The organism is Streptomyces sp. CC53, assembly GCF_001865245.1.
GTDB lineage: Bacteria > Actinomycetota > Actinomycetes > Streptomycetales > Streptomycetaceae > Streptomyces.
In genome coordinates, this window is record NZ_MKXB01000051.1 from 1 (window position 1) to 19,960 (window position 19,960).

Consider the following 19,960-nt stretch of genomic DNA (forward strand, 5'->3'; position numbering starts at 1 on the left):
GGGCCGGCGCACGCGGGAGCCGGGACGGAGCCCGTGGGTCCGGCGGCGACGCCGGAACCGCCGGTACCGGTGCACGCGGCGGTACCGCGCCCGGCGGCGCGGGAGGCGGGCATCGGCCCGGCGACGCGGAGGACCGGACCGGGGCCGGCACCGGCACCGGCGGCGTCGGGGACGGGGACGGGGACGGCCGTCCGGGATCCCGGAGGCGCCGCGGCATGGGGAGCCCGGGAGGCGGAGCCCCTGGGTCCCGCCCCCGTGGTGGAGGCGGCGGGGACGGCCGACGCGGGGCAGGCGGCCCCCGGGCTCGTGGGGGTGAGGGTGAACCGCGGCCGTGGACCCGGCGGGTGGCCGCGCCGGCGGCCGCCGCTGCGGTCCTCGTGCTGGTGCTGGGCGTCCTGGTGTCCCCGCTGACGGACCGTGACCCCGCCGACCCCGGAGGGCAGGCGGGCGGCACGGCGCCGTCCGCGGCGCCGGCGGGCAACGGCTCGGCCACACCGTCGGCGGGGACGGCCGGAGCCTCCGGGCCCGCGACGGGCACCGCTTCGGCCCCGGCCTCCGGCACGGGCACGGGCACGGGTGGCGGAACCGGTGGCGTCGGCCTGGGCGGCACGGCCGGGGGCGCCCACGGGGGTTCACCCGATCCGGAGCCGCCGTCGGTGGACGTGGCCGTGCGGACCGTACGGGACGCGTACCACGGGCAGTGCCCGCCGCACGAGGACGAGGCCCCGCACTTCACGGCCACGGTCACGGTGGGGCGGGGCCCCGCGTCGGTGGCCTACCGCTGGGCGACGGAGAGCGGCGAAGGGGGCGCGCACTGGAGGACCCTGGACGCGGACTCCGCGCAGGGGGAGCCGGCGCGGGCGCAGATCACGCACACGGAGCGGGCGTACCGGGAGGGCGGTACGCACCGGGACCGGATACGGCTGGAGGTCCGCAGCCCGGCGCAGGCGCACTCCGCCTGGGCGTGGTTCACGGTGACCTGCCGAGCGGGCAGCACCGCGGCGGGCACCACCACCGGCGGCACCGCGGACGGCGGCACGACCGGCGTGACGGACGGCGGCACGGGCAGTGGGACGGACGGCGGCTCGACCGGTGGGACGACCGGGGGCACGGGCGGCACCGCGCCGTCCGGCGGCGGGGGCACGACCGGGGGGAGCGGTCCGGGCGGGGCCACCGCGGGTCCCGGGGATGCCGGTGGCCCGTCCGGCGGCGGAACCGCCGGTGCGGGCGGCGACTCGGACGGCGGTGCCGTGAGCGGGAGCCACGGCGGGCCGTCAGGGGCGGGTGCCCCCGACGACCCGCTCAGGGACCCGTCGGGCGGTTCGACCGGAAGCGCGCCGGACGGCACGACCGGTACGGCCTACGGCGCCACCGTCACGGCGCCGCAGGCCGGGGGTCACGCGGCGTTGCGGAACACCGGCAGGTAGCCGCCGGACTGGCCGTTCGCGGTCGGGTGGTAGGACTCGCCGATGTTCAGCCAGTTGACGCTGTGCAGCCAGGACGCGCCGGAGCAGATCTCGTGTCCGGTGAAGGCCGGGGCCACGTCGGCGAAGGTGAAGCCGTGGTCGGCGGCCCGCTTGGCGAGGGCGGCGTTGAGGTGGTCGGCGCCGCCGTTGATGGCGCGCCGCTCGTTCTCGGTGAGGCCGGCGACGCAGCTGCCGTTCAGCTTGTAGAAGCGGGGGTAGCCGAGGACGACGACGTGGGCGGAAGGGGCCTTGGAGCGGATGGCGGAGTAGGTGGTGTCGAGCCGTGCGGGGAGGGTCGAGTCGACGTAGTTCTTGGCCTCGTTGACGCGGGCGATGCAGGTGGCCTCGGAGTTCAGGACGCAGGTGGTCATCACGTCGGCGAACCCGGCGTCGTTGCCGCCCACGGTGAGGGAGACGAGGTCGGTGCCGCCGTTGAGGGGGCCGAGCTGGTTGGCCGTCACGTCGGTCGTGCGGGCGCCCGAGCAGGCGGTGAACGCGAACGACGACGGGGCGTTGGCCGCCGCCCACAGGGCGGGGTACGCGCGGTTGGTGCGCTTGCAGGAGCCGCTGGAGCCGTCGTAGTTGCCGGCGCCGACGCCCGACGAGTACGAGTCGCCGAGCGCCACGTAGTCGACCGCGGCTGTGGTGGAGTCGGCGTGCGCGGCGCCCGCTCCGGTGAGGGCGAGGGCGGAGCCGAGGAGGAGCGAGGACAGGAGCGCGACGGTGCGGGATGTCTTCATGGGGGGGTCCCTTCGGCAGGATGCGGCACCCCTGTCGTAGCGCGTCGCCGTGTTCATGCCAATACACATGACGTGTGTCCGCACCGAATTCACTCCGTTGGGGGCACGCGGCCCCTCGCGGGTCACCCACAGGAAGCACCTTTCACCCCGACTCACCCCTGCCTGTACGGGATGCGCACCGGACCCGGACACCGCATCCCTGCCACCGGCCCGCGCCGCAAGTGCCGCGCGCCACAGCGGAGTCCCCGGGGGATCACCCATGACCCCCCGTCGCCCTGGCACGCGCTTCCCGCCGGCTCCGTCCGTGCCCTCGGGCCGGCTGCGTGGCCGGTACGACGAGGGCGGCACCCCGGGCACCACGTGTGCGCGCGCAGGCACCCACGGCCGGCGACGGGCCGGGGCCGAGCCCCAGACCGTACGCGCCGGAGCAAGCGCCCCCGACCGTCGGGCAGTCCCGGCGGCTCGTGAAGGACCGGGGCCGCGCGGCTTCGGCTGGGCGGCTGGGCGGCTGGGCGGCTGGGCGGCTGGGCGGCTACGAGGAATACCCGGCAGCGCGCCGCACCCGCAGGGCGGTGGCGCTGCTGCGATCCGGGGCCGGCAGGTGGCAAAAACCGGTGCGGTGGCGGCGGCCGTGCCGGATCATGGGCGCATGCCAGCCAATCCTCAGGACGCCCTGCCGATCAGGCTCACCGTCGACGACAACGACTCGCCCTCGGACGTGCTGGACGCGCTGTTCCTCGGCCGCTTCACGACCGGGGAGCAGCCGTACGCGCGCAGCCGCTCGATCGACCGCGTCAAGTCCGGCGCGTCGCTCCTCCCTTCGGGCGCCACGGTGCTGCGCGCGGCGCACGGCGACAGCCGCAACGCCGTGCTCGCCGAGGGGGACGGCTGGACCCTGCTGGTGTCCCGCTGGAACCGGGGCGCGGACATCACCGTCACCGCGGTCGACGAGGACTTGGCCGTACGGATCCTGGCGGCCGCCACCGACGGCGCCCAGGACGAGCCGGAACCCCAGCCGGACGACGTGGCCATGGGGTTCTGGTACCTGTCGCCGCGGCGCGGGCCGCACCGTACGACCCGGCAGATCTCCGCGGGGACGTGGCCGGAGGTGCGGCACAACTACACGGCACCGGTCGCGGACGCGCTGGACCGGCTGATGGGGACCACGCCGGACGACATCGCGGGCCGCCTCCTGCTGCTGCACGGCCCGCCCGGCACCGGCAAGACGTCCGCGCTGCGCACCCTCGCGCGGGAGTGGCGGGAGTGGTGCCAGGTCGACTGCGTGCTGGACCCCGAGCGGCTGTTCTCGGACATCGGCTATCTGATGGACATCGCGATCGGCGAGGAGGAGGAGTCCGGGAAAGGCCGGTGGCGGCTGCTGCTGCTGGAGGACTGCGACGAGCTGATCCGCGGCGAGGCCAAGGAGGCCGCGGGCCAGGCGCTGTCCCGTCTGCTGAACCTGACGGACGGGCTGCTCGGGCAGGGCCGCAACGTCCTCGTCGGGGTCACCACCAACGAGGACCTGGAGCGGCTCCATCCGGCGGTGGTGCGGCCCGGGCGGTGCCTGGCACGGGTGGAGGTCGGCCCGCTGGACCGCGCCGAGGCGGTGGCCTGGCTGGGCAGCGACGAGGGCGTCGGCTCTGACGGGGCGACGCTGGCGGAGCTGTACGCCCTGCGCCGCGGGGTGTCCCCGCTGTCCCTGCCGGAGCCCCGCCGCACCGCCGACGGCCTGTACCTGTGAGACCCGCGCCCGACGGCCCGTCCCGGTAGGCGCCGCCCGCGCCGGGGACGTACCCGTCCGACGCCGCGGCGGGGACCGGCGGGCCGCGAGGACGGCGACCGTCAGGCCCCGTACGTCGCGCGCAGGGCCTCGGTGATCGCGGACTGCGCCTGGGCGCGCGTGAGGCCCAGCCGGCTCGCCTCGGCGGCGTACGCCGCGGCCGAGGCGGCCGCGCGGCGCTCCGCGGCGTCACCCGCCGCGGCGACGAACGTGCCGGCGCGGCCCCGCGTCTCGACCACCCCGTCCGCCTCCAGCACGCGGTAGGCCTTCGCGACCGTGTTGGCCGCGAGGCCCAGTTCCTCGGCCAGGGCGCGCACGGTGGGGAGCTTGCCGCCGACCGGCAGCCGGCCGGTGCGGGCCTGCTCGGCGATCTGGGCACGGAGTTGTTCGAACGGCGCGGTCGCCGAGTCCGGGTCAAGGGCGATCTTCAGGTTCACGTGCCCGATTCTCCCCCAGCGGGCGGAAAACCGGGGGCGCCGCCCGGCCGCCTCCCGTAGCGTGCCCAGCCATGACTGTGATCGTGCGGGACGCACGCCCCGAGGACCTGCCGCGCATCGTCGACGTGCGGCGGGCGGTGCTGCCGTTCCTGGTGGAGACGCCCGAGTCGCTGCACGCGCAGGTACGGAACGCGCCCGCGGCGCGGCGGCACCGGCTGCTGGTCGCCGAGCGGGACGGGCAGGTCGTCGGGGCGTCGCACGCGGGCATCGCCCACGACAGTCCCGAGCCCGGCAGGGCGTTCGCCTCGCCGATGGTCCACCCGGCGCACCGGGGCCACGGCGTGGGCGGGCTGCTGCTGCGGGTGGCGGAGGAGCACCTGGCCGCAGAGGGCGCGACGGTGCTGCACGCCTGGGTGCTGGACCTGCCGGAGCACCGGGAGTTCGCCGAGCGGCGCGGCTACCGCCGGGGCCGCTCGGCGCGCTTCCAGCGGCTCGACCTGGCGGGAGCCACCCTGCCGGGGCCGCCGGAGACGCTGCCGCCGGGCGTCGCGCTGTGCACGGCCGCGGACTTCGCGGACGACCCGCGGCCGATGTTCGAGGCGGACGCGGAGGTGACGGCGGACGAACCGTCGGACGTGCCGGAGGAGTTCGGCGACTACGAGGAGTGGCTGCGGCACACGTGGCACCACCCGCTCCTGGACCACGAGCTGTCCAGCGTGGCCACGGTCGACGGCCGGGTCGCGGCGTTCACCGCCGCCCACGTCGACAGGCGGGGGCGCTACCTGTCGGGGATGACCGGCACACTACGGGCGTACCGCGGCCGGGGGCTGGCGGGACTGGTCAAGGCGGACTCGCTGCGCCGCGCCCGTGCGGCGGGCTGCACGGAGGCGTTCACCAGCAACGACGACGGCAACGGCCCGATGCTGGCCGTCAACTCCCGCTTGGGGTACGAGCCGTGCGGGACGGAGGTGCGGTATGGCCGGGCACTCGGCTGAGGTGGAGGTGGTCCTCGTCAAGGCGGGCCGCGTCAAGATCCGCTACCCGGCGGAGCTGCTCTCCGACGACGGCGCGGTGGTGACGGTCCGCGCCGCGTGGGCGGGTGACGGGGTCCGGGACTTCGGGTTCGTGCGGTTCGAGCCGGGTGACGTGTTCACGGAGCACTACTGGCGGGACCACTGGTACTCGGTGAAGGAGGTGCGGGCCGCGGACGGAACGCTGAAGGGCTGGTACTGCGACATCACCCGGCCCGCGGTGGTGACCGCGGGCCGGGTGGTGGTGGAGGACCTGGACCTCGACCTGTGGGTCTCGGCGGACCGGGGCCTGGTGCTGCGCCTGGACGAGGACGAGTTCGAGGCGAGCGGCCTCACGGACCGCGACCCGCAGGCCGCCGCCCGGGCACGGGAGGCCCTGGACGCACTGGAGCGGACCGCCCGCAGCGGCGGCGAGCTGCGGTAGGGGGCAGCCTCGGGGGTGGGGGACGCGGGCCGGAAGGGCGCGCGTCGTGAGCCTGGTGCGGCCCCCGCGGACACTGGCAGCGGCTCCCCCCGGGAGCCTCAGAGGGAGCCGCCCGCCCCGGCACCGGTCGGGCCGCGGCGGACGGGGAACATCGTCTGACGCAGGGGGGACGACCACCCCCGCATGCCACTTCCTGAGCGTGCTCTTAGCGTCTCCGTAAACGGCGCGCTGTGCCGCAGGACCATCACCCCCGCAGGTGGGCGGGCGCATGAGCTGCGGCGCAGCGGCGAATTCTCACGGGCCGGGAGCCAAAGAGGGAGCCACGGGCGGCGCGGCCCCCCACACGAACACCTACGGGGTAGCCGCCCTACCGTCGTCGAAGATGTCCTCCATGGCTTCCGCCCCCTCCGTGATGACGGGCCGCAACTGCTTACGGTAGACCTTCTCGGTGACCACCGTGGTGCTGTGTCCAACCACCCGCGCGATGACTTCGATCGGGATTCCACGGTCGGAGAGCAGCGAGACGAAGCTGTGTCGCAGTTCTCTGGGCGTCCACTTCTCGGGCTGCTCAAAACCAGCCTGCCGCAGCAGCGCCCGGAAACTCCGCCGAACCTGGTCGGCGGTGCGCTGTTCGCCGCTGTCCGTCCCGAAGACGAACCCCTCGGGGTCCCATGCCAGCCCGAGTGCCTCTCTCCTCCGCCGCTGCTCGGCCTGAAGCTCTTCCAGCACGACGACCACCTGTCGCGGCACTGCCAAGGTGCGTCGGCTCTTGTGTGTCTTCATCTCGCCCCGTCGGCGCACCGACCGCCACACCTCAATGTGGGGTACCACACCATCGGCCGGCGAGAGATGCACACGGCTCCATTTGAGCGGCCTCACCTCTTCCGTGCGGATTCCCACGAGCAGCGACACCACCACGTAGGCGCGGATCCAGCCTCCACGGGATGTACTGGTCAGGACCGCCTTGGCCTGCTCCAGCGTCAGAGACTTACTGGGGCGGCCAACTTGCCCTTCGGGGGTCTCCACCAGTGCTGCCACATTTCTTCCCACGTTGTCGTTACGTTGAGCGTGAGTGATAGCCCGCCGCAGAATCGAATGCACCATCTCCACTGAGCTAGTGGCGAGCACTTCGGACTTTTCGTCGAGCCAGCAGTCAACCGCATCGGCCGACAGGTCGCGCAGTTTGGCCTTACCCAGATCGGCAATGACGTGATTCACCGCGAGGCTCCGGTATGTGCTGACACTGTTCGGGTCCCTCCCCTTGAGGCCCTTAGCCAGCCAATCATTCACCGCCTGTTCCACCGTGTACGTGGCCGACGACTTGACACCCGTCTGCTTCAGTTCGGCGCGAAGCTCTCGCAACTTCGCCCGCACTTCCGTCTTCGTCTTGCCTGACACCTTGGGACGCTTGCGCTTTCCAGCCGGTGTGTTCCCCAAGGAGATGGCGCCTACGTATCGACCCTTGGACTTATCCCAATAGATCGAATCTTCTCCGTTTGCCGCCTTTCGGGGGCGACCAGCAGTTTCACTCACGAATCTTCCTTGCGATTATGTAAGGGTGGGGCCGGACTGGAATTCGCCCGGCCCCACAAAAAGATTGGTTAGGCAGCAGCCATTTCGGACTCACGCTTGAGCAACTCGATGTACTCATCGATGTACTCCGTCGGCACGAGCCGACGGCGCCCGACCCGGACCGTTCGCAACCGCCCGAGACGGATCTGTTCGTAGATGACGGTGCGTTTGACTCCGAGCAGCTCAGCCGCAGCCTCGACGCGGTGAAGCCGGGGCTGGACGGCGGAGGCGGCAGGGACCTTTCCCATGTGTCCAAGACTCCTTCGGCGTTGTCCCTTGGGGAGGGCCTGTCCTCTTCCGGGGAATCCGCCACGTCCGCCACGCCGCCACATCGCAGGTCAGAGCCTTGATCGTGTGGCGGATAGCGGTCTTGTGGCGGATAGGTGCCGCCACACCCGGGCGGGTGCGGCGGCACGGGGCGTGGCCGGTCGCGCTACCCGGTGGTGGTGAGCTGTGTGGCGCTTTCCGTGGGCGTGTGGCGGATCGTCGTGGCGGTATCCGCCACGGATTCACCCCCGCTGACCTGCGGTGTGGCGGACGTGGCGGACGTGGCGGATTCTCCGGGGGGCGGAGGGCAGTACCGCGTCCACGCGTCCGTGAGGTCCTCGGCGTAGTAGCCCTTCGGGAAGCCGGACGCGGTGCGGATGCCGCGCGGCTTGATGGGCTTGTTGGCCAGCGTGACGTACTGACCGAGCATCTTGGCGAGGGTGCGGGAGTTGATCGGCTTGTCGTCCAGGTCGCCCCACGGGGCGTCGTCCATGCGGAGCAGGCATTCGAGGATGGCGGCGGTGGGCATCCGGTCGGCGCCGCAGAACACCTTGTCACGCAGGTCGGTGAGCAGCCGGACCCCCAGGGACGCCTCGTCGTTGTCGTGAGCGGCGTGGACCAGCTCCAGGCAGGCGGCCCGCGCCCGGGTGGGCCAGGTGCCGCCGGCGGCGTCGGCCACGGCGAGGAGCGGTTCCCACACGTCGGCGGGCCGGTCGGTGATGCCCTCGGGCATCTCGGGCCACGCGTTGGCGACGCGGTCGCGGACGGTGTCCGCCCACTTGGCGAGCTGGTCACGCAGGACGTGGCCCTGCTTCTCGTGGATGCGCTGCCGGTAGGGCTCGACCTTCTCGTTGGGGGCGCGCTTGCGCATGCGGATGATGACCGAGCGGGTCAGGACCGTGTCGGGCAGGGAGCCGAGCCCCGCCATGGCCACGGCGCAGTAGGAGCCGAAGACCTGGGCGTTCTGGTTGGAGCCGTCCCCGACGCACCGCAGCGCGCCGCCGATGCGCCGGTACCCGGCATTCAGGAAGCCCCGTAGCGCCTCGTCCGCGCCGGCCTTCGGGCCGAAGATGGTGTCCACCTCGTCGAAGAGCACCGTGGGCAGCCCTTCGGCGGAGTCGACCAGCCGGTACAGGGCGTTCGCGGACGCCGAGACGGTACTGACCGGACGGGGCGTGAGGAGTTCCACGATCTCCAGCGCCCGCGACTTCCCGGACCCCGGTTCCGGGGAGAGGAACGCGATGCGGGGCGTGGTCTCGAAGCAGTCGATCAGGTGCGCGTGGGCGTCCCACAGGACGACGGCGACGTAGGCGGCTTCCCGGGGGAAGACGTTGAACTTGCGGTGGAAGGCTTCGACCTCGTCCAGGAGTGCGGCCCCGTCGATCGCCGGGGTCGGGGTGGTGTTCGGGGTCATGCGGCGGTCCTCCTGTCCGGCGTACCGGCGGTGGTGGGCAGGTGCAGGTCAGTGACAGAGCGGACGCCCATACGGGCGGCGCCCATCGGGCCGCCCTCCGCCGTGGGCGCTGCGGTCTCGTGGGCGATGTGGGGGCAGTGCGACGCCCGTGCCCGCGTGGTCAGCTTGCTCACGGCGGCCTTGCCGACGGCGCGTTCGTGGTGGCCACAGCGGCAGAGCCAGTCCGCGACCGGTGGGCGCAGGCTCATGCGGACGTGGAGGCCGGGGCGGATACCGGTGCCCTCCTGCGGCTGTTCGTCGGCGGGGAGGCTTTTCAGGGTGGGGCGACGGGCCTGGTCGCTCATGCCACCTCCCGGGGACGGGCGGTGCGGATGGACCAGTTCAGGGCGCTGCGGATGGTGGCGCGGCACTCGGCCGGCGGGAGCCCGGAAGCCTCGCCCGCCTCCTGAAACGCCTCCTCCACCACGTCCCGGGGGAGGTCGCCCCACGCGACGAACCGCCCAATCGCCCGCGCACCGGCAAGCAGCCGCGCGTTCCGCCCGCCCTCGAACGCGGCAGCCACGGCGGCCGTTTCGGCATTCAGAGCCGCTGTGGCACGCCGAGACGCCCCCACGGCCACGGGCGCGACGCTCAGGCCCCGCGACGCATGACGGCGCGCCAGACGGCTGCACAGCCATTCCGGCAGCGGGACCGGGGGCCGGTCGTCCTCCACCGTGTACGTCCCGGCGGGGGTGGCGCTGCCGGGGGCGACGACGTACCCGCCGTGGGCCCGGGTGTCCACCAGCGGCGCGAGGGTGCCCGCTGTGTTCGTCAGCCGGATGCCGGGCGGGGCGGTGAAGTACAGGTGCGTCCCGCCAGTCGCGGTCCGCACCGTCCGGGTGGCGGGGACGGCCTGCCCGGCGCGCTCGCAGAGCGCTCCAAAGGTCGTCGCCCCGCAAGGGGCGTCCGAACTGCCCTTGCCCTTGGGCATGTCGAGGTCGACGACGACAAGGTTCGAGGGGCCGGTGGCGATGCCGACGTTGAACGCGCCCGTGGCCCACGCAGCGCGGATGCGGTCCGGGTCGGTGGTGGCTCGCTGCTCCCACTTGCGGTGCCCACCGGCGCAGGCCCCTGTGCGGGGGCAGCGCTCTTCTCGGTGGAGGGCGGGCCGCTTCACGCCGGGCCGGAGCGGGAAGACGTGCCAGCCCCTTTCGGCGGCGTCCAGGGCGGCGTTCTGTAGTAACGCTCGACGGTCTTCGGTCGGTTGGGTCATGCTGGTGTCTCCAGTTCAGTGGAATGTGCTGGATGAGAGGGCGGCCCGGTCTTTGGCGAGAGGGGCCGCCCTTGGCTTGCTACTGGTCGGTGTCGCGGTGGTCGGCGGTGATGTAGAGGCGGGTGCGCATGCCGTCGCGGGTGGGGTAGGTGCGTGCGGGGCCGGTGGTGAGGACCTGGGCGAGCGCGGCCGTGATGCGGTCGGCGTCGTCGTGGTCGCAGATGATGCGGATGTCGAAGGTCACGGGGTCTCCGGGTTAGAAGGGCGGTTCGTCGCTGTAGCCGCCGCCCCACGGGTCGGGGCTCGTGCGGCGTCGGCGGGACAGGTACGGGAGGGGCAGCAGGATCCAGCGGCGGTCTTCGTTCCAGCAGGGGCAGGGCTCCCACTCGGTGCCCTCGTACTCGCCGGTGAAGGGGTCGCCGTAGTCGTAGTTGTGGCCTCCCTCGCCCCGGCAGCCGGGGCAGTCGGGGCGAGGGGTGTCGGTCAGAATCAGGGCCCGGCGGGGCCAGGTGGTCGTGCGGATGCGCGGTCGCATGGCGGCTCCGTGACGGGAAGCGGAATGGTGCTGGCCCGTCGCTCAGGGAGGCAGATACACCCCCCTTGGCGCGTGCCGGAACGGGGGTTTCGGGGCTGTGAGCTGGGGCGCCTCCCTGCCTCCCTGCAAGGTCGTTTGCGCAGGTCAGGGGGAGGGATGCGGGTTAGGGAGGGGGTTAGGGAGTTCTCCCTGCCTCCCTGGCCGGTGTGGGGTGCGCTTCCCTCTACTGGGCGGCGGAAGCGGAACCTTCGGCGCTGCGGTTGGTGAGGGCTCGGGTGATGCGGTCGCGGCTGATGACCATGCGGCCGTCGGACTTGTACGGCTCCGCCCCGGTGCCCTCCAGGACGCGCTTGAGGTCGGCGTGCGTCCACGACCCGTACGCGGTCGGGTTGGCGGTGGCGAGCCGCTGCAGCACGTCCTGGGTGAGCACGCGGGGTGCGGTGCCGATGACGTGGGCGATGTCCGTGAGGGGGTCGGTCGGCTCGTCGGTGTCGAGGACGGTGAGGGTGGTGACTCCGTCGCGCAGGGCCCGTGCGCGGGCGGCGATCTCGGTGGCCTGCTCGGTGTCGATGTAGTGCGTCCGGACGGTGATGGATGCCTGTCCGGCGGGGATGGCGATGCCGTCGGAGGCGACGACGAGGGTGCCCTTGTCCAGGCCCTGGCGCAGCAGGTGCGGGGCGGCGCCGCCGTCGACGGCTTTGTCCCCCAGGGCCATGCGGGACTGGGATTCGGTGCCGAGGGCGAGGGATGCGCGGGTGTGGGCGCCTTCGCGCACGAGCTTGGGCAGGTTCTGGTCGGTGGGGTCCTGGGTGCCCTGCCACAGCAGCACGTTCACGGCCCGACCCTGGTTGTGGATCTTCCGGGCGGCCATGAAGTAGCGGGACGTGGCCTTGGAGCCGCCGTAGGGGCGCTTGTCCTCGTCCACGGCCGGACACATGAACGCCACCTGCGCCTCGTCCACCAGCACGATCAGCGGCGGGAACGCGGTGCCGGGCGGGGCGGTCAGGCGCCGCTCCATCTCGCTCACCCCGGATTCGACCATCTCAGTGGCCTGGATGACGTGGTCGTCGGTGGGGCCCTGGATGAGGACGGTGGCGATCCCGTCGAACATCGCCCAGTCCCCCGCACCCTTCAGGTCCGCCACCCTGAACTCCACCGTGGGATCCAGCGCCAGCCACAGGGCCAGGGCCCGGACGGCGGCGGTCTTGCCCTGGTTGGACAGACCGGTGACCAGCATGTGCCGCTGATACAGGCTCAGAGCCGCGGCGTCACCGCGCAGGTCCTGCCCCCACGGGGCCTTGCCCTTCTTGTAGTCGGCCCGCAGATCCGCATCGAGAACGAGCGGGGAGGGGCCGATCGGCTCGTCCAGCGCCCCCGAATCAGCGATCCACAGCCGGACGGTGCGGGCCGCTTGGGGGATGGTGATGAACACTTCGTGCTCGTGCCGGGCCAGGTTCTCCGCGAGCTTGCGCCGCCTGCCCTGTACCTCCTGCGTCGACACCCCTGAGGGCAGGGTGACATCGACTTCCACGCCGCATCCGGCGATCTTGATCGGGCTGAGCATGGCGGCGCCGGCATCACCCATCTCCTTGATGGCCTTCCGCAGCGGCGCGATACCGAGGTCCCGCAGGGCGGTGACGACGATGGACGGGGTGATCGGGGCGCCTGCGTCGCTGCTGCGCTGCTGGGCGGGCAGGGCCCACTGCGGGGCCGCCTGCTGGTGACGCCCGAGGGCCCACAGCCCGGACAGGGCCAGCCACGGCGCCACCGCCACCGCCGGACCCCACACGACCGTCACGATGACCACGAGCCATTCGATGAACTCCACCATCGCCATCAGCGGCGTCACCACATCACCCGGCTGCTTCGTCGCCGCAGCGAGCCCGACACCGAGAAGGAGCAGACCGCCCACGGTGCCGCCGGCGGCGTAGGCGGCGTTCTTCACCACCCGCTCCGGAGACGTCAGCAACTCCATACGCCGCTGATGCCGCGCCGCCCGGTACTGCCGCCCCCGCTCCTCCCACTCCGCCGCCGCCTCCAGATTCCCCGCGGCTTCAGCCGCGCGGATCATCCGCTCGTAGCGGGCGGCGGTGCGGCCGTCCCACGCCCGTCGGGCGACGATCCGGGTACCGCCGACCACGTAGGAGCCGTGCCGGACCGCGACGCGTGCAGCGGTCCGCGTCCGCTCGTCCCGCACCGCACGGGCCACCGCCCGACCGCTGCGGCGCCACACCGGCTGCGGACGGGCCTCGGAGGCCTGCCGCGGCACCGCAGCGGGCGTCGGGGCGATCGGGGTGACCTGGGCGGGGGCCGGGTCGGTGGTGGGGAGTGGGTCTTTGAAGAGGTGTACGACGTTGTCCGTCATGCTGGGTGTCTCCTGTCTGCTGCAACAGGGCGGATGAGGGGCCCGGGGCGGCCGGTGAATGCTTGGCGGCTGTCGGCCACCCCGGGGCGTGGCTACTGCTGGTCGATCGACGCGCCGAGGATCCGCATCGCGATGCACCGGCGCAGGACCGTGTCGTTGCCGACGCGGTCGAGGAGGTCGTCCGCGGGCTTCTGATTGCCGCGGTTCAGCTCGCGGGCAGCGTGGTCCAGGTCCGTACCGCTGATCGTCACGGCCTCGGAGGTGCTGGCGGTGGTGGCGGTCTTCTGCTTGCGGGAGAACAGGCCCATGGCGGGTGCTCCTTCGTGGTCAGTGGGTGCGGCGTGCGCGGGCATAGTCGGCGCGGGTGCATCCGGCCGACTCGGCCGCGTCCAAGGCGCGCTGGGCGCGCTGGGCGGCCCGCCGGGCGGGCACGGAGTCGACGCCGAACGCGGCGGCGGCGCGGACCATCTCCCGTCCCGCCCGGACCGCGGCGACGGCGAACTGTTCGCGGGTGGTGCTCACCTCGGGGTCCCCCTTGTCTGGGCCGGACTGTCCGGCTCCCCACCCCGTCCGCAGCTCGCGGGCGGGGCAGGCGGCCGTCAGGCGGGCCGCAGTTCGTGGGTGTGGGCGAGGACGGGGGCGATCCAGAACGCGATCCGGTCCACGGTCCAGCGGCCGTCGGTGAGGGGGCCGGGCGGGACCTCGTCCAGGATCCGGCCCGTCCGCCCCACGGCACGGGGGTCGTCCTCGCACGCGACGATCCGGACCTTGTCGCCGGCCTTGAACGTCATGTCAGCCCCTCCCCTTACCCGCGCGGCCGCGGCTGTCGAGGTTCTTCACGACCGTGACGACGCCCCAGGCGCACACCGCGGCGAGGAAGGCGAGGAGGGCAAGGTTCGCGGCGATGGCGGTCAGCACGCCGACAAGGAGGGGGCCGAAGTAGACCCCGGCCGCCACCGTCCCGGCACCGACCCCGGCCCCGAGCGCAATGCGCTGCACGGTGCGATCCGGCGGCGCGTGGTGGATGTGCTGCACCACCGGCACCTGCGCCTGCACGGGCAGGTCGGTGGGGCGGGTGTAGGCGTAGGTGCCGTCCGGGAGCTGTACGACCCAGGCGGGTTCAGGCAGCGATTCCACGAGGTCTCCTAGCGGGTGCGGCCAGGTCGGCGGTCTGGGTGGTCAGGAGGCGGATGGCGGCTTCGGCCTGCTGCGGCACGACGCCGTTGCCGAGTGCTTTGAGTTGCTGTGTGCGGGTTAGGCCGGGGACCTGGGTGACGTGGCCGGTCGGGAGGCCCATCAGCCACTCCACGAAGGTGGGGCTCAGGCGTCCTCGATCGTCAGTTGCCCAGGGGGCACAGCGTCCGGTGGCCTGCTCCCAGCGGGCGACGGCGGGGGCGAAACGGCCCCAACGCTCCGGGCCGCGTCCGTCAGGGTCTCCCCATGTCCCCATGCCGGGTTTGCGCCGCTGCTGCTCTTCGCGTCCGTCGCGGTCGGTGTCGGCAGCAGCCGCACCATCGCAGACGGCAGGGCCAGGTCGCCCTTCTCGCCGTCCGAGGCGCGCGGGGTGGGCAGGAGCGTCACCGTGTGCCGCAGGTTCATCCCGCCCCTGGCCGCGTGGCCCGGGCCGGTCGCCTCCGATGCTGTCGGCGTCGGCAGCAGGGCGACCACGTTCGGCAGCGCGTCCTCGAAGCCCTTCCCCCGGCTGTCGCGGGCCCTGGGGGTCGGCAGGCCGCGCGAGGAGGAAGAGGCGGCGTCGGTCGTGAGCAGCGCCGACCTCCGACGCGCGTACAACGCACCACTCCGCATCGAACCCGAGGCGGGCAAGGTCGGCGAGGACATCGGCAAACCCCAGTCGAAGGTGGTTTGCGACGTTCTCAAAGACTGCGATGCGGGGTCGTAGAACGCGAAGGGCGTTGGCGATGTACGGCCAGATGTGCCGCTCATCGGCGGTTCCTTTCCGCTTGCCGGCAAGGGAGAACGGCTGGCACGGATACCCGCCGCACACGATGTCGACCGGCTCCACGTCCGCCCGATCCGCAGCCCGCTCACGCCGCGGCCCGCTCGGCCTTCAGGGTGTCGCGCAGCCACCGCCCCTTCTCCGGAGACGTACGCAGCGCCTTACGGATCCGATCCGCGGTCAGATGCTCGACCGGCCACGCCTCGGTGAACTGCCGCGCCTCGGCCAGCAACTCATCCTTCGAGCGCCGGGGGCGGGTCGACTTGGCGGCCTGCGGGATCCGGCGCGTCACCCGCTGCACCGCCGCCTGCTCCGCGGCGACCGCCCGCACCACCGCGACACCAGTCGACCCCGTCGACGGGGTCGACTCCACGGGCTCCGCAGCGGGGTGCAGGGCGGGCTCTTCCCGCTCGTCTGGGGCCGCTGGTGCGGGGGCGGGTGCAAGGGCGGGTTCGGCCTGCTCAGAGGTAGACCGTTCCCTACCGGTCTGGGTCGATTCCTCCGCATTCTGGAGGTGGATCGGTCGGGTGGACCGATCCACCTCCACATCGACCTTCACCGCGTGTGTGTGGTCGACCGAAGTGGGGGTGATGGCGTACATGGCGGCCAGAGCAGCGGCGGCGCCGCCGGTGAGCTGGGCGCGCTGCACATCGAGCAGCGCCTCACCCAACGCGAGGTCACCGGCGCCGACCTTCCGGGCGAGCTTCCACGACTCCAGGTCCGACCGGCGCCGCACCTTCTCATCGGGGTGGTTCGCGGCCCGCGCCCGGTGATACGCCAAAGCCTGGACGACTTCCGCCACCCGCCGCTCAGCCTCGGCGTCGCGGCCATCGCGGTAGACCACGATCCGCCGCGCCAGGAATGCCGCACCCTCCGCCGCAGCCGTCATGCCCAACGGGGTCAGCGCGTAGATGACCATCTCGCCCGGGCCGGTCGCGGCCATCGCCGACATGGCGGAAGCAGCGGCCGGAAGCGCCCACAGCCCCACCCGAACCACCGTGGGGGCGGACTGCCCCAGCAGCGTCAACCCGAGCAGCACGATCGCCAGCACCGCGGTCGCGCCTTCACCGGCCGCGACCGCTCCGACGGCTGTGCCGGAACCGTAGGCGGCTTTGATGTTGGTGTAGGTGCCGTACGCGCCGGCACCGCCGGTGGCGAGCATCGGCACGAACGCCAACCCCAGCACGACCCGCTGCACCCGGGACAGCGGCCTACCCGTCGAGGTCATGACGCGCCCCCGTTCCCGAGGGGCTCCACGTGGGCGGAGGCGAGCAGGGCGATGCGGGCCGGGTGGTCGTGGTACTCCGGGCCGGTGTCCTCGCTCCACTCCCACCCGGCGCCGTCGGCCAGCGTGTAGCCCAGCTCTGCGAGCGCCGCCTCACGCTGCGCGGGGGTCGGGATCTCCAGCGACGGCGGCCACGTGTACGTCGGCCACTCGCTCACCAACCCCGTCATCACCACGTACACCTGCCAGCACGGCCCCGCGGTGGGTCGCGGGTAGGTCGTTCCGCAGCACCGCAGGCTGAGCTGCGCGCCAAGCACACGCTTCATGCGGCACCGCCCGCCAGCCCCGCGCCGGCGCGGTTGGTGAGGTTGCGGCGCTCAACCATGACCCGGTTGTGGGCCCGGCGGATACGCCGCTCGTCCAGCACCGTGGCCGGGCGGTCGAGGGTCATGATCTGCGCGTCGAGCAGGTCGACCTCCGCCAGGATCAGCGGCAACTCCTGCTCGATCGCGTCCAACTCGCCGTCCGACGGCTCACCATCAAACGGAACGGCCGTAACAGCCGCCTGAAGTGCAACGATGAACTTCATTGGGTCGTGCTCCCTTCACACAGGAACGGCCCACACGACGGCTCCGGTGCACCACCACCGGGGCCGTCTCTTGTGGAAGAGCGGAATCTCGCTCCGGCTCCCCTCAACCCCGCCCGTACGGCACCCACGCGGGGGCCGGACGGGCGGAGGAGGCAACCGGCCGCAGTACGGAGCTGCGGAGTGGTTGGAATGCACTGTTCTGCGCACGGCCTGCTGGCCGTGCGCGCCGCCTGCTTGCAGCGAGGAGAGGCGACGAATCCTCAGCACTCTGTGGAGTTCTCAAGGAGCTAGCGCTGCCTTCGTACTCACCCCCTCGGGCTTTCCTCCGGGCGCAGCGGTGCACTGCCAGAAGCCGAACCCAGCGGGCTCATCTGGTGCGCACCAGTAGGATGCATCTGGTGCGCACCAGATGCAAGCCCTTCGGCCTTTCGAGACCTCGCGGTGGCTCCTGACGGACTCCAGGAAACGGCCCAACACCCATGCGCGTGTAGCCAACAGGGGTTAACCTCAAGGGCGTTAACCCCTTCTGACCTGCACCGACGCGAACGCGGGTTGGGGCCGTGTACTGCCAGCGGAGGTCACACGCATGAGCAGCCGGGGACTTCGAGCAGCGCGCACGGCGCGCGGCTGGTCGCAAGAGCGCTTGGTGCGAGAGATCCAGCACTACGCGGAGAGGCACCTACTCGACGTGGCGACCACGGCCAGCCTCCGCGTGTACGTGTCGGAGTGGGAGAACGGACGGCGATCCATCTCCGAGCGGTACGGGGCCATCCTGCGCCCGCTGCTGGGGGTAACCGACCCAGAGCTGAATGGCGAGCCTTCTCCCGCTCAGCCCCAACTTGCCGACGGCTACGACGACCTGCTGAGCCGCATCGATTCAGCTCGAAGCGTGAGTCAGTCCATGGTCAAGACCTTCATGGACCAGACGGAACTCCTGCGCACCTTGGACCGGCAGATGGGCGCAGCCTCGCTGGTCGACCAAATGACTGGGCACCTGTCAGCGCTCGAAGAGGCACTGACCTTCGCCGTACTGCCGGACACGCGGAAGCCGGTCGCCGTCGCGCTCGCCGGCGCTGCCACTCTGGCGGCGTGGCAAGCCCTGGACGCGGGGGCGATCGAGCGCGCGTGGCGACACTACGAGCTGGGCAAACGCGCCGCCCAGGAGGCCGATGCGCCGATGTACTTGGCGCACGCGATGGGCGAGCAGGCGTACGTGCTCTGTGATGCCGGTCGGCCAGAGCTGGCGGTGCAGCTCGTGAGAGACGCCCAGCAACGCGGTGGCCAGCGACTCTCACCCCGACTTCGGGCGTGGCTCTCCGCGGCGGAGGCAGAGATCTGCGCCAAGGCGGGGTTCCCGGATGACTCCCGCAGGGCGCTGGACGTGGCCGTCGCAAGCCTGCCCGGGGGCGAGGACGTACGGGACCCGGACATGCTGAGCATCTTCCTCAACCACGCCCACCTCGCGCGGTGGCACGGAAACGTCCTCGCCTCCCTCGGTGACGGCGAAGCCATGGAGCGTCTCTACGATGCGCTCAAGGCGACGGACCCCTCCTTTGTTCGAGCCAAGGCAGGGCTGCATTGCGACCTGGCACAGGCACACCTGGTCCGTGAAGAGTTCGGCCAGGCACGTGACCACCTGCGTCAGGCACGTCTACTGGCGAACCGTACGGGCTCGGTTCGCCAGCGTCGGCGCATTGACCAGCTCAGCGACCGGTTGTAGGCGCACTCGCCAGGACATGCAGCAGTCCAACCAGCGTGCCGGACCCCATGAGCTTGCCGTCTGCCATCAGCCCAGGGATGTCCGCCAGCGGCACCCATTCGACGTGGCCGGCCTCTTCGGCGTCGCTGGGCTCCCCCACCAGATCGGCGCCGCGCCCCATGAAGATCTCATGCGGGGAGTCGACCATGCCCACCATGGGCTGATAGGTCACCACATGCTCCAGCGACCGCGGGCGCCAGCCAGTCTCTTCCTCGGTCTCACGTAGTGCGGTCGTCAGGGAATCCTCGCCCTCGTCCACGATCCCGCCAGGGAGTTCCCACCCCCACTGCTGCGGGACGAAGCGATACCGCCACAGCATCAGCACCCGGTCCTGATCGTCCAGCACAGCCGAGATGGCCACCCTGTGCAGACGCACCACGTGGTGCTCGAAACGCTCCACGCCCGGCGGTTCAACATCGACCAGGTCGAGGCTGACCCACCGGTTGTCGTAGATGGTGCGACTCCCGTGGATTTGCCACGGCTGTCCCTCCGGGGGCGTCTCGATACTGACGCCACCAGCCACGCGATAGGAGCTACGCCCGTACGCGACAATCAGGCGCTCACTGGCCAAACGCGCGAGTACCTGCCGGAGCGCTGTCCGGCCGATGTCGAGGTCAGCGGTCATGGTCCGCTCGGAGGGAAGCTTGTCTCCGGGAGCCAGCTTGCCCGAGGTGATCCATTCCCGGATCGCCTCGTACACCCTCGTGGACTTCGGACCCATCCTGAGTGCACTCCCTTTCGTCGTCTGGCGCGTACCAGCGTATCCGGGGAGAAGAACGGGTGACAGGGCCATTGAGCAGTACCTTCCATTCGCGAAAGTGGAACGGCGGTGGCTCCCCGAGGGAGCCGTACAGGGAGCCACACACCACAACATCAGACGAACTCCGGCGGACTACGGCGGACGATGAACACCGGACTGCCAGGCCCAGACGACCACTCTGGGTGCGCCTTCCTGAGCGTGCTCTTAGCGTCTCCTTAAGCGGATCATAAAGATCGCCTTCCGCGGCTCCTTCCGGGTCAAGTGGCGTGTGCGAGTAGCTAGTTTGCTGATCACCGGGGCCCGGTCCCGGTGGTTCCCGGCGCTGTCGGGGGGCCGCGCCGGGCGCTCCGTCCGCCCCGGTCGCCCGCCCCGGGCCGTTCCCTCGGG

Annotated in this window: 25 protein-coding genes and 1 pseudogene; 5 read left to right on the forward strand and 21 right to left on the reverse strand. The window is 72.1% G+C overall.

Translation table 11 applies throughout. The annotated features are described in order from the left end of the window. Positions 1–344: 344 nt before the first annotated feature. On the forward strand, positions 345–1,427 hold the full coding sequence (locus BJP40_RS04505) for a hypothetical protein (RefSeq protein WP_071278759.1): 1,083 nt from the start codon (positions 345–347) through the stop codon (positions 1,425–1,427). Here BJP40_RS04505 and BJP40_RS04510 read toward each other — a convergent pair. After that, the gene (locus tag BJP40_RS04510) at positions 1,397–2,206 is read right to left on the reverse strand and encodes an SGNH/GDSL hydrolase family protein (protein ID WP_071278761.1); all 810 of its coding nucleotides are present in this window, start codon (positions 2,204–2,206) and stop codon (positions 1,397–1,399) included. The genes BJP40_RS04505 and BJP40_RS04510 overlap by 31 nt on opposite strands. Before the next feature lie 649 nt (positions 2,207–2,855). Here BJP40_RS04510 and BJP40_RS04515 point away from each other — a divergent pair. Beyond that, positions 2,856–3,947 carry a DUF5925 domain-containing protein gene (locus BJP40_RS04515; RefSeq protein ID WP_071264012.1) on the forward strand — a complete coding sequence of 364 codons (1,092 nt, stop codon included), beginning with the start codon at positions 2,856–2,858 and terminating at the stop codon, positions 3,945–3,947. A gap of 101 nt (positions 3,948–4,048) precedes the next feature. Here the strand turns inward: BJP40_RS04515 and BJP40_RS04520 are convergent, their stop codons facing one another. Beyond that, positions 4,049–4,423 (reverse strand): GntR family transcriptional regulator, encoded by a 375-nt coding sequence (locus BJP40_RS04520; protein ID WP_071278762.1) that lies wholly within the window; start codon positions 4,421–4,423, stop codon positions 4,049–4,051. A gap of 71 nt (positions 4,424–4,494) precedes the next feature. Here BJP40_RS04520 and BJP40_RS04525 point away from each other — a divergent pair, with 71 nt between their 5' ends. Both BJP40_RS04525 and BJP40_RS04530 read left to right on the forward strand, forming a co-directional pair. Next, a complete protein-coding gene (locus tag BJP40_RS04525; protein WP_071278764.1) occupies positions 4,495–5,418 on the forward strand; it encodes a GNAT family N-acetyltransferase in 924 nt (307 codons plus the stop codon). Further along, a complete protein-coding gene (locus BJP40_RS04530; RefSeq protein WP_071278765.1) occupies positions 5,399–5,878 on the forward strand; it encodes a DUF402 domain-containing protein in 480 nt (159 codons plus the stop codon). Before BJP40_RS04525 ends, BJP40_RS04530 begins: the two co-directional genes overlap by 20 nt. 351 nt (positions 5,879–6,229) lie before the next feature. Here the strand turns inward: BJP40_RS04530 and BJP40_RS04535 are convergent, their stop codons facing one another. The 18 genes and pseudogenes from BJP40_RS04535 to BJP40_RS04605 all read right to left on the reverse strand — a co-directional run bounded on the left by BJP40_RS04535 (position 6,230) and on the right by BJP40_RS04605 (position 17,054). Beyond that, on the reverse strand, positions 6,230–7,276 hold the full coding sequence (locus BJP40_RS04535) for a tyrosine-type recombinase/integrase (RefSeq protein WP_371258598.1): 1,047 nt from the start codon (positions 7,274–7,276) through the stop codon (positions 6,230–6,232). A 203-nt stretch (positions 7,277–7,479) separates the two neighbouring features. Then, positions 7,480–7,698, reverse strand: a complete 219-nt coding sequence (locus tag BJP40_RS04540; RefSeq protein WP_071278768.1) for a helix-turn-helix domain-containing protein — start codon at positions 7,696–7,698, stop codon at positions 7,480–7,482. Between the two features lie 185 nt (positions 7,699–7,883). Continuing rightward, the gene (locus BJP40_RS04545) at positions 7,884–9,131 is read right to left on the reverse strand and encodes a DUF3631 domain-containing protein (protein ID WP_071278770.1); all 1,248 of its coding nucleotides are present in this window, start codon (positions 9,129–9,131) and stop codon (positions 7,884–7,886) included. Beyond that, on the reverse strand, positions 9,128–9,475 hold the full coding sequence (locus tag BJP40_RS33960; protein ID WP_071278771.1) for a hypothetical protein: 348 nt from the start codon (positions 9,473–9,475) through the stop codon (positions 9,128–9,130). The genes BJP40_RS04545 and BJP40_RS33960 overlap by 4 nt, the downstream gene beginning before the upstream one ends. Beyond that, positions 9,472–10,383, reverse strand: a complete 912-nt coding sequence (locus BJP40_RS04555; RefSeq protein WP_071278773.1) for a bifunctional DNA primase/polymerase — start codon at positions 10,381–10,383, stop codon at positions 9,472–9,474. The genes BJP40_RS33960 and BJP40_RS04555 overlap by 4 nt, the downstream gene beginning before the upstream one ends. Positions 10,384–10,462: 79 nt before the next feature. Next, positions 10,463–10,627 (reverse strand): hypothetical protein, encoded by a 165-nt coding sequence (locus BJP40_RS33965; RefSeq protein ID WP_177204299.1) that lies wholly within the window; start codon positions 10,625–10,627, stop codon positions 10,463–10,465. 12 nt (positions 10,628–10,639) lie between these two features. After that, positions 10,640–10,918, reverse strand: a complete 279-nt coding sequence (locus BJP40_RS04560; protein ID WP_071278775.1) for a hypothetical protein — start codon at positions 10,916–10,918, stop codon at positions 10,640–10,642. 223 nt (positions 10,919–11,141) lie between these two features. Further along, a complete protein-coding gene (locus tag BJP40_RS04565) occupies positions 11,142–13,283 on the reverse strand; it encodes a cell division protein FtsK (protein WP_071278777.1) in 2,142 nt (713 codons plus the stop codon). Positions 13,284–13,375: 92 nt separating this feature from the next. Further along, positions 13,376–13,591, reverse strand: coding sequence for a hypothetical protein (locus tag BJP40_RS04570; protein ID WP_071278779.1), 216 nt, complete (start codon positions 13,589–13,591; stop codon positions 13,376–13,378). Between the two features lie 19 nt (positions 13,592–13,610). Further along, on the reverse strand, positions 13,611–13,805 hold the full coding sequence (locus BJP40_RS04575) for a hypothetical protein (RefSeq protein ID WP_071278781.1): 195 nt from the start codon (positions 13,803–13,805) through the stop codon (positions 13,611–13,613). Positions 13,806–13,882: 77 nt separating this feature from the next. Then, positions 13,883–14,074, reverse strand: coding sequence for a hypothetical protein (locus BJP40_RS04580; protein WP_071278783.1), 192 nt, complete (start codon positions 14,072–14,074; stop codon positions 13,883–13,885). 1 nt (position 14,075) lies between these two features. After that, entirely contained in the window at positions 14,076–14,420 is a 345-nt protein-coding gene (locus BJP40_RS04585; protein WP_071278786.1) for a DUF6251 family protein, read from the reverse strand. Then, positions 14,404–14,580, reverse strand: coding sequence for a hypothetical protein (locus BJP40_RS35225; RefSeq protein ID WP_256220631.1), 177 nt, complete (start codon positions 14,578–14,580; stop codon positions 14,404–14,406). Before BJP40_RS35225 ends, BJP40_RS04585 begins: the two co-directional genes overlap by 17 nt. A gap of 23 nt (positions 14,581–14,603) precedes the next feature. Continuing rightward, positions 14,604–15,074, reverse strand: a complete 471-nt coding sequence (locus tag BJP40_RS35230) for a hypothetical protein (RefSeq protein ID WP_256220632.1) — start codon at positions 15,072–15,074, stop codon at positions 14,604–14,606. Position 15,075: 1 nt separating this feature from the next. Beyond that, a pseudogene (locus BJP40_RS35235) lies at positions 15,076–15,306 on the reverse strand (DNA cytosine methyltransferase); the annotation flags it as partial. Between the two features lie 22 nt (positions 15,307–15,328). Next, positions 15,329–16,468 (reverse strand): conjugal transfer protein, encoded by a 1,140-nt coding sequence (locus BJP40_RS04595; protein WP_071278788.1) that lies wholly within the window; start codon positions 16,466–16,468, stop codon positions 15,329–15,331. Next, entirely contained in the window at positions 16,465–16,791 is a 327-nt protein-coding gene (locus BJP40_RS04600) for a DUF6303 family protein (RefSeq protein ID WP_079170914.1), read from the reverse strand. The genes BJP40_RS04595 and BJP40_RS04600 overlap by 4 nt, the downstream gene beginning before the upstream one ends. Continuing rightward, positions 16,788–17,054 carry a DUF6284 family protein gene (locus tag BJP40_RS04605; RefSeq protein WP_071278790.1) on the reverse strand — a complete coding sequence of 89 codons (267 nt, stop codon included), beginning with the start codon at positions 17,052–17,054 and terminating at the stop codon, positions 16,788–16,790. Before BJP40_RS04605 ends, BJP40_RS04600 begins: the two co-directional genes overlap by 4 nt. A 586-nt stretch (positions 17,055–17,640) precedes the next feature. Here BJP40_RS04605 and BJP40_RS04610 point away from each other — a divergent pair. Further along, positions 17,641–18,774 (forward strand): helix-turn-helix transcriptional regulator, encoded by a 1,134-nt coding sequence (locus BJP40_RS04610; protein WP_071278792.1) that lies wholly within the window; start codon positions 17,641–17,643, stop codon positions 18,772–18,774. Here BJP40_RS04610 and BJP40_RS04615 read toward each other — a convergent pair. Then, positions 18,758–19,534: an NUDIX domain-containing protein gene (locus tag BJP40_RS04615; RefSeq protein WP_079170915.1), complete on the reverse strand. Its 777-nt coding sequence runs from the start codon at positions 19,532–19,534 to the stop codon at positions 18,758–18,760. The genes BJP40_RS04610 and BJP40_RS04615 overlap by 17 nt on opposite strands. Between the last annotated feature and the right edge of the window lie 426 nt (positions 19,535–19,960).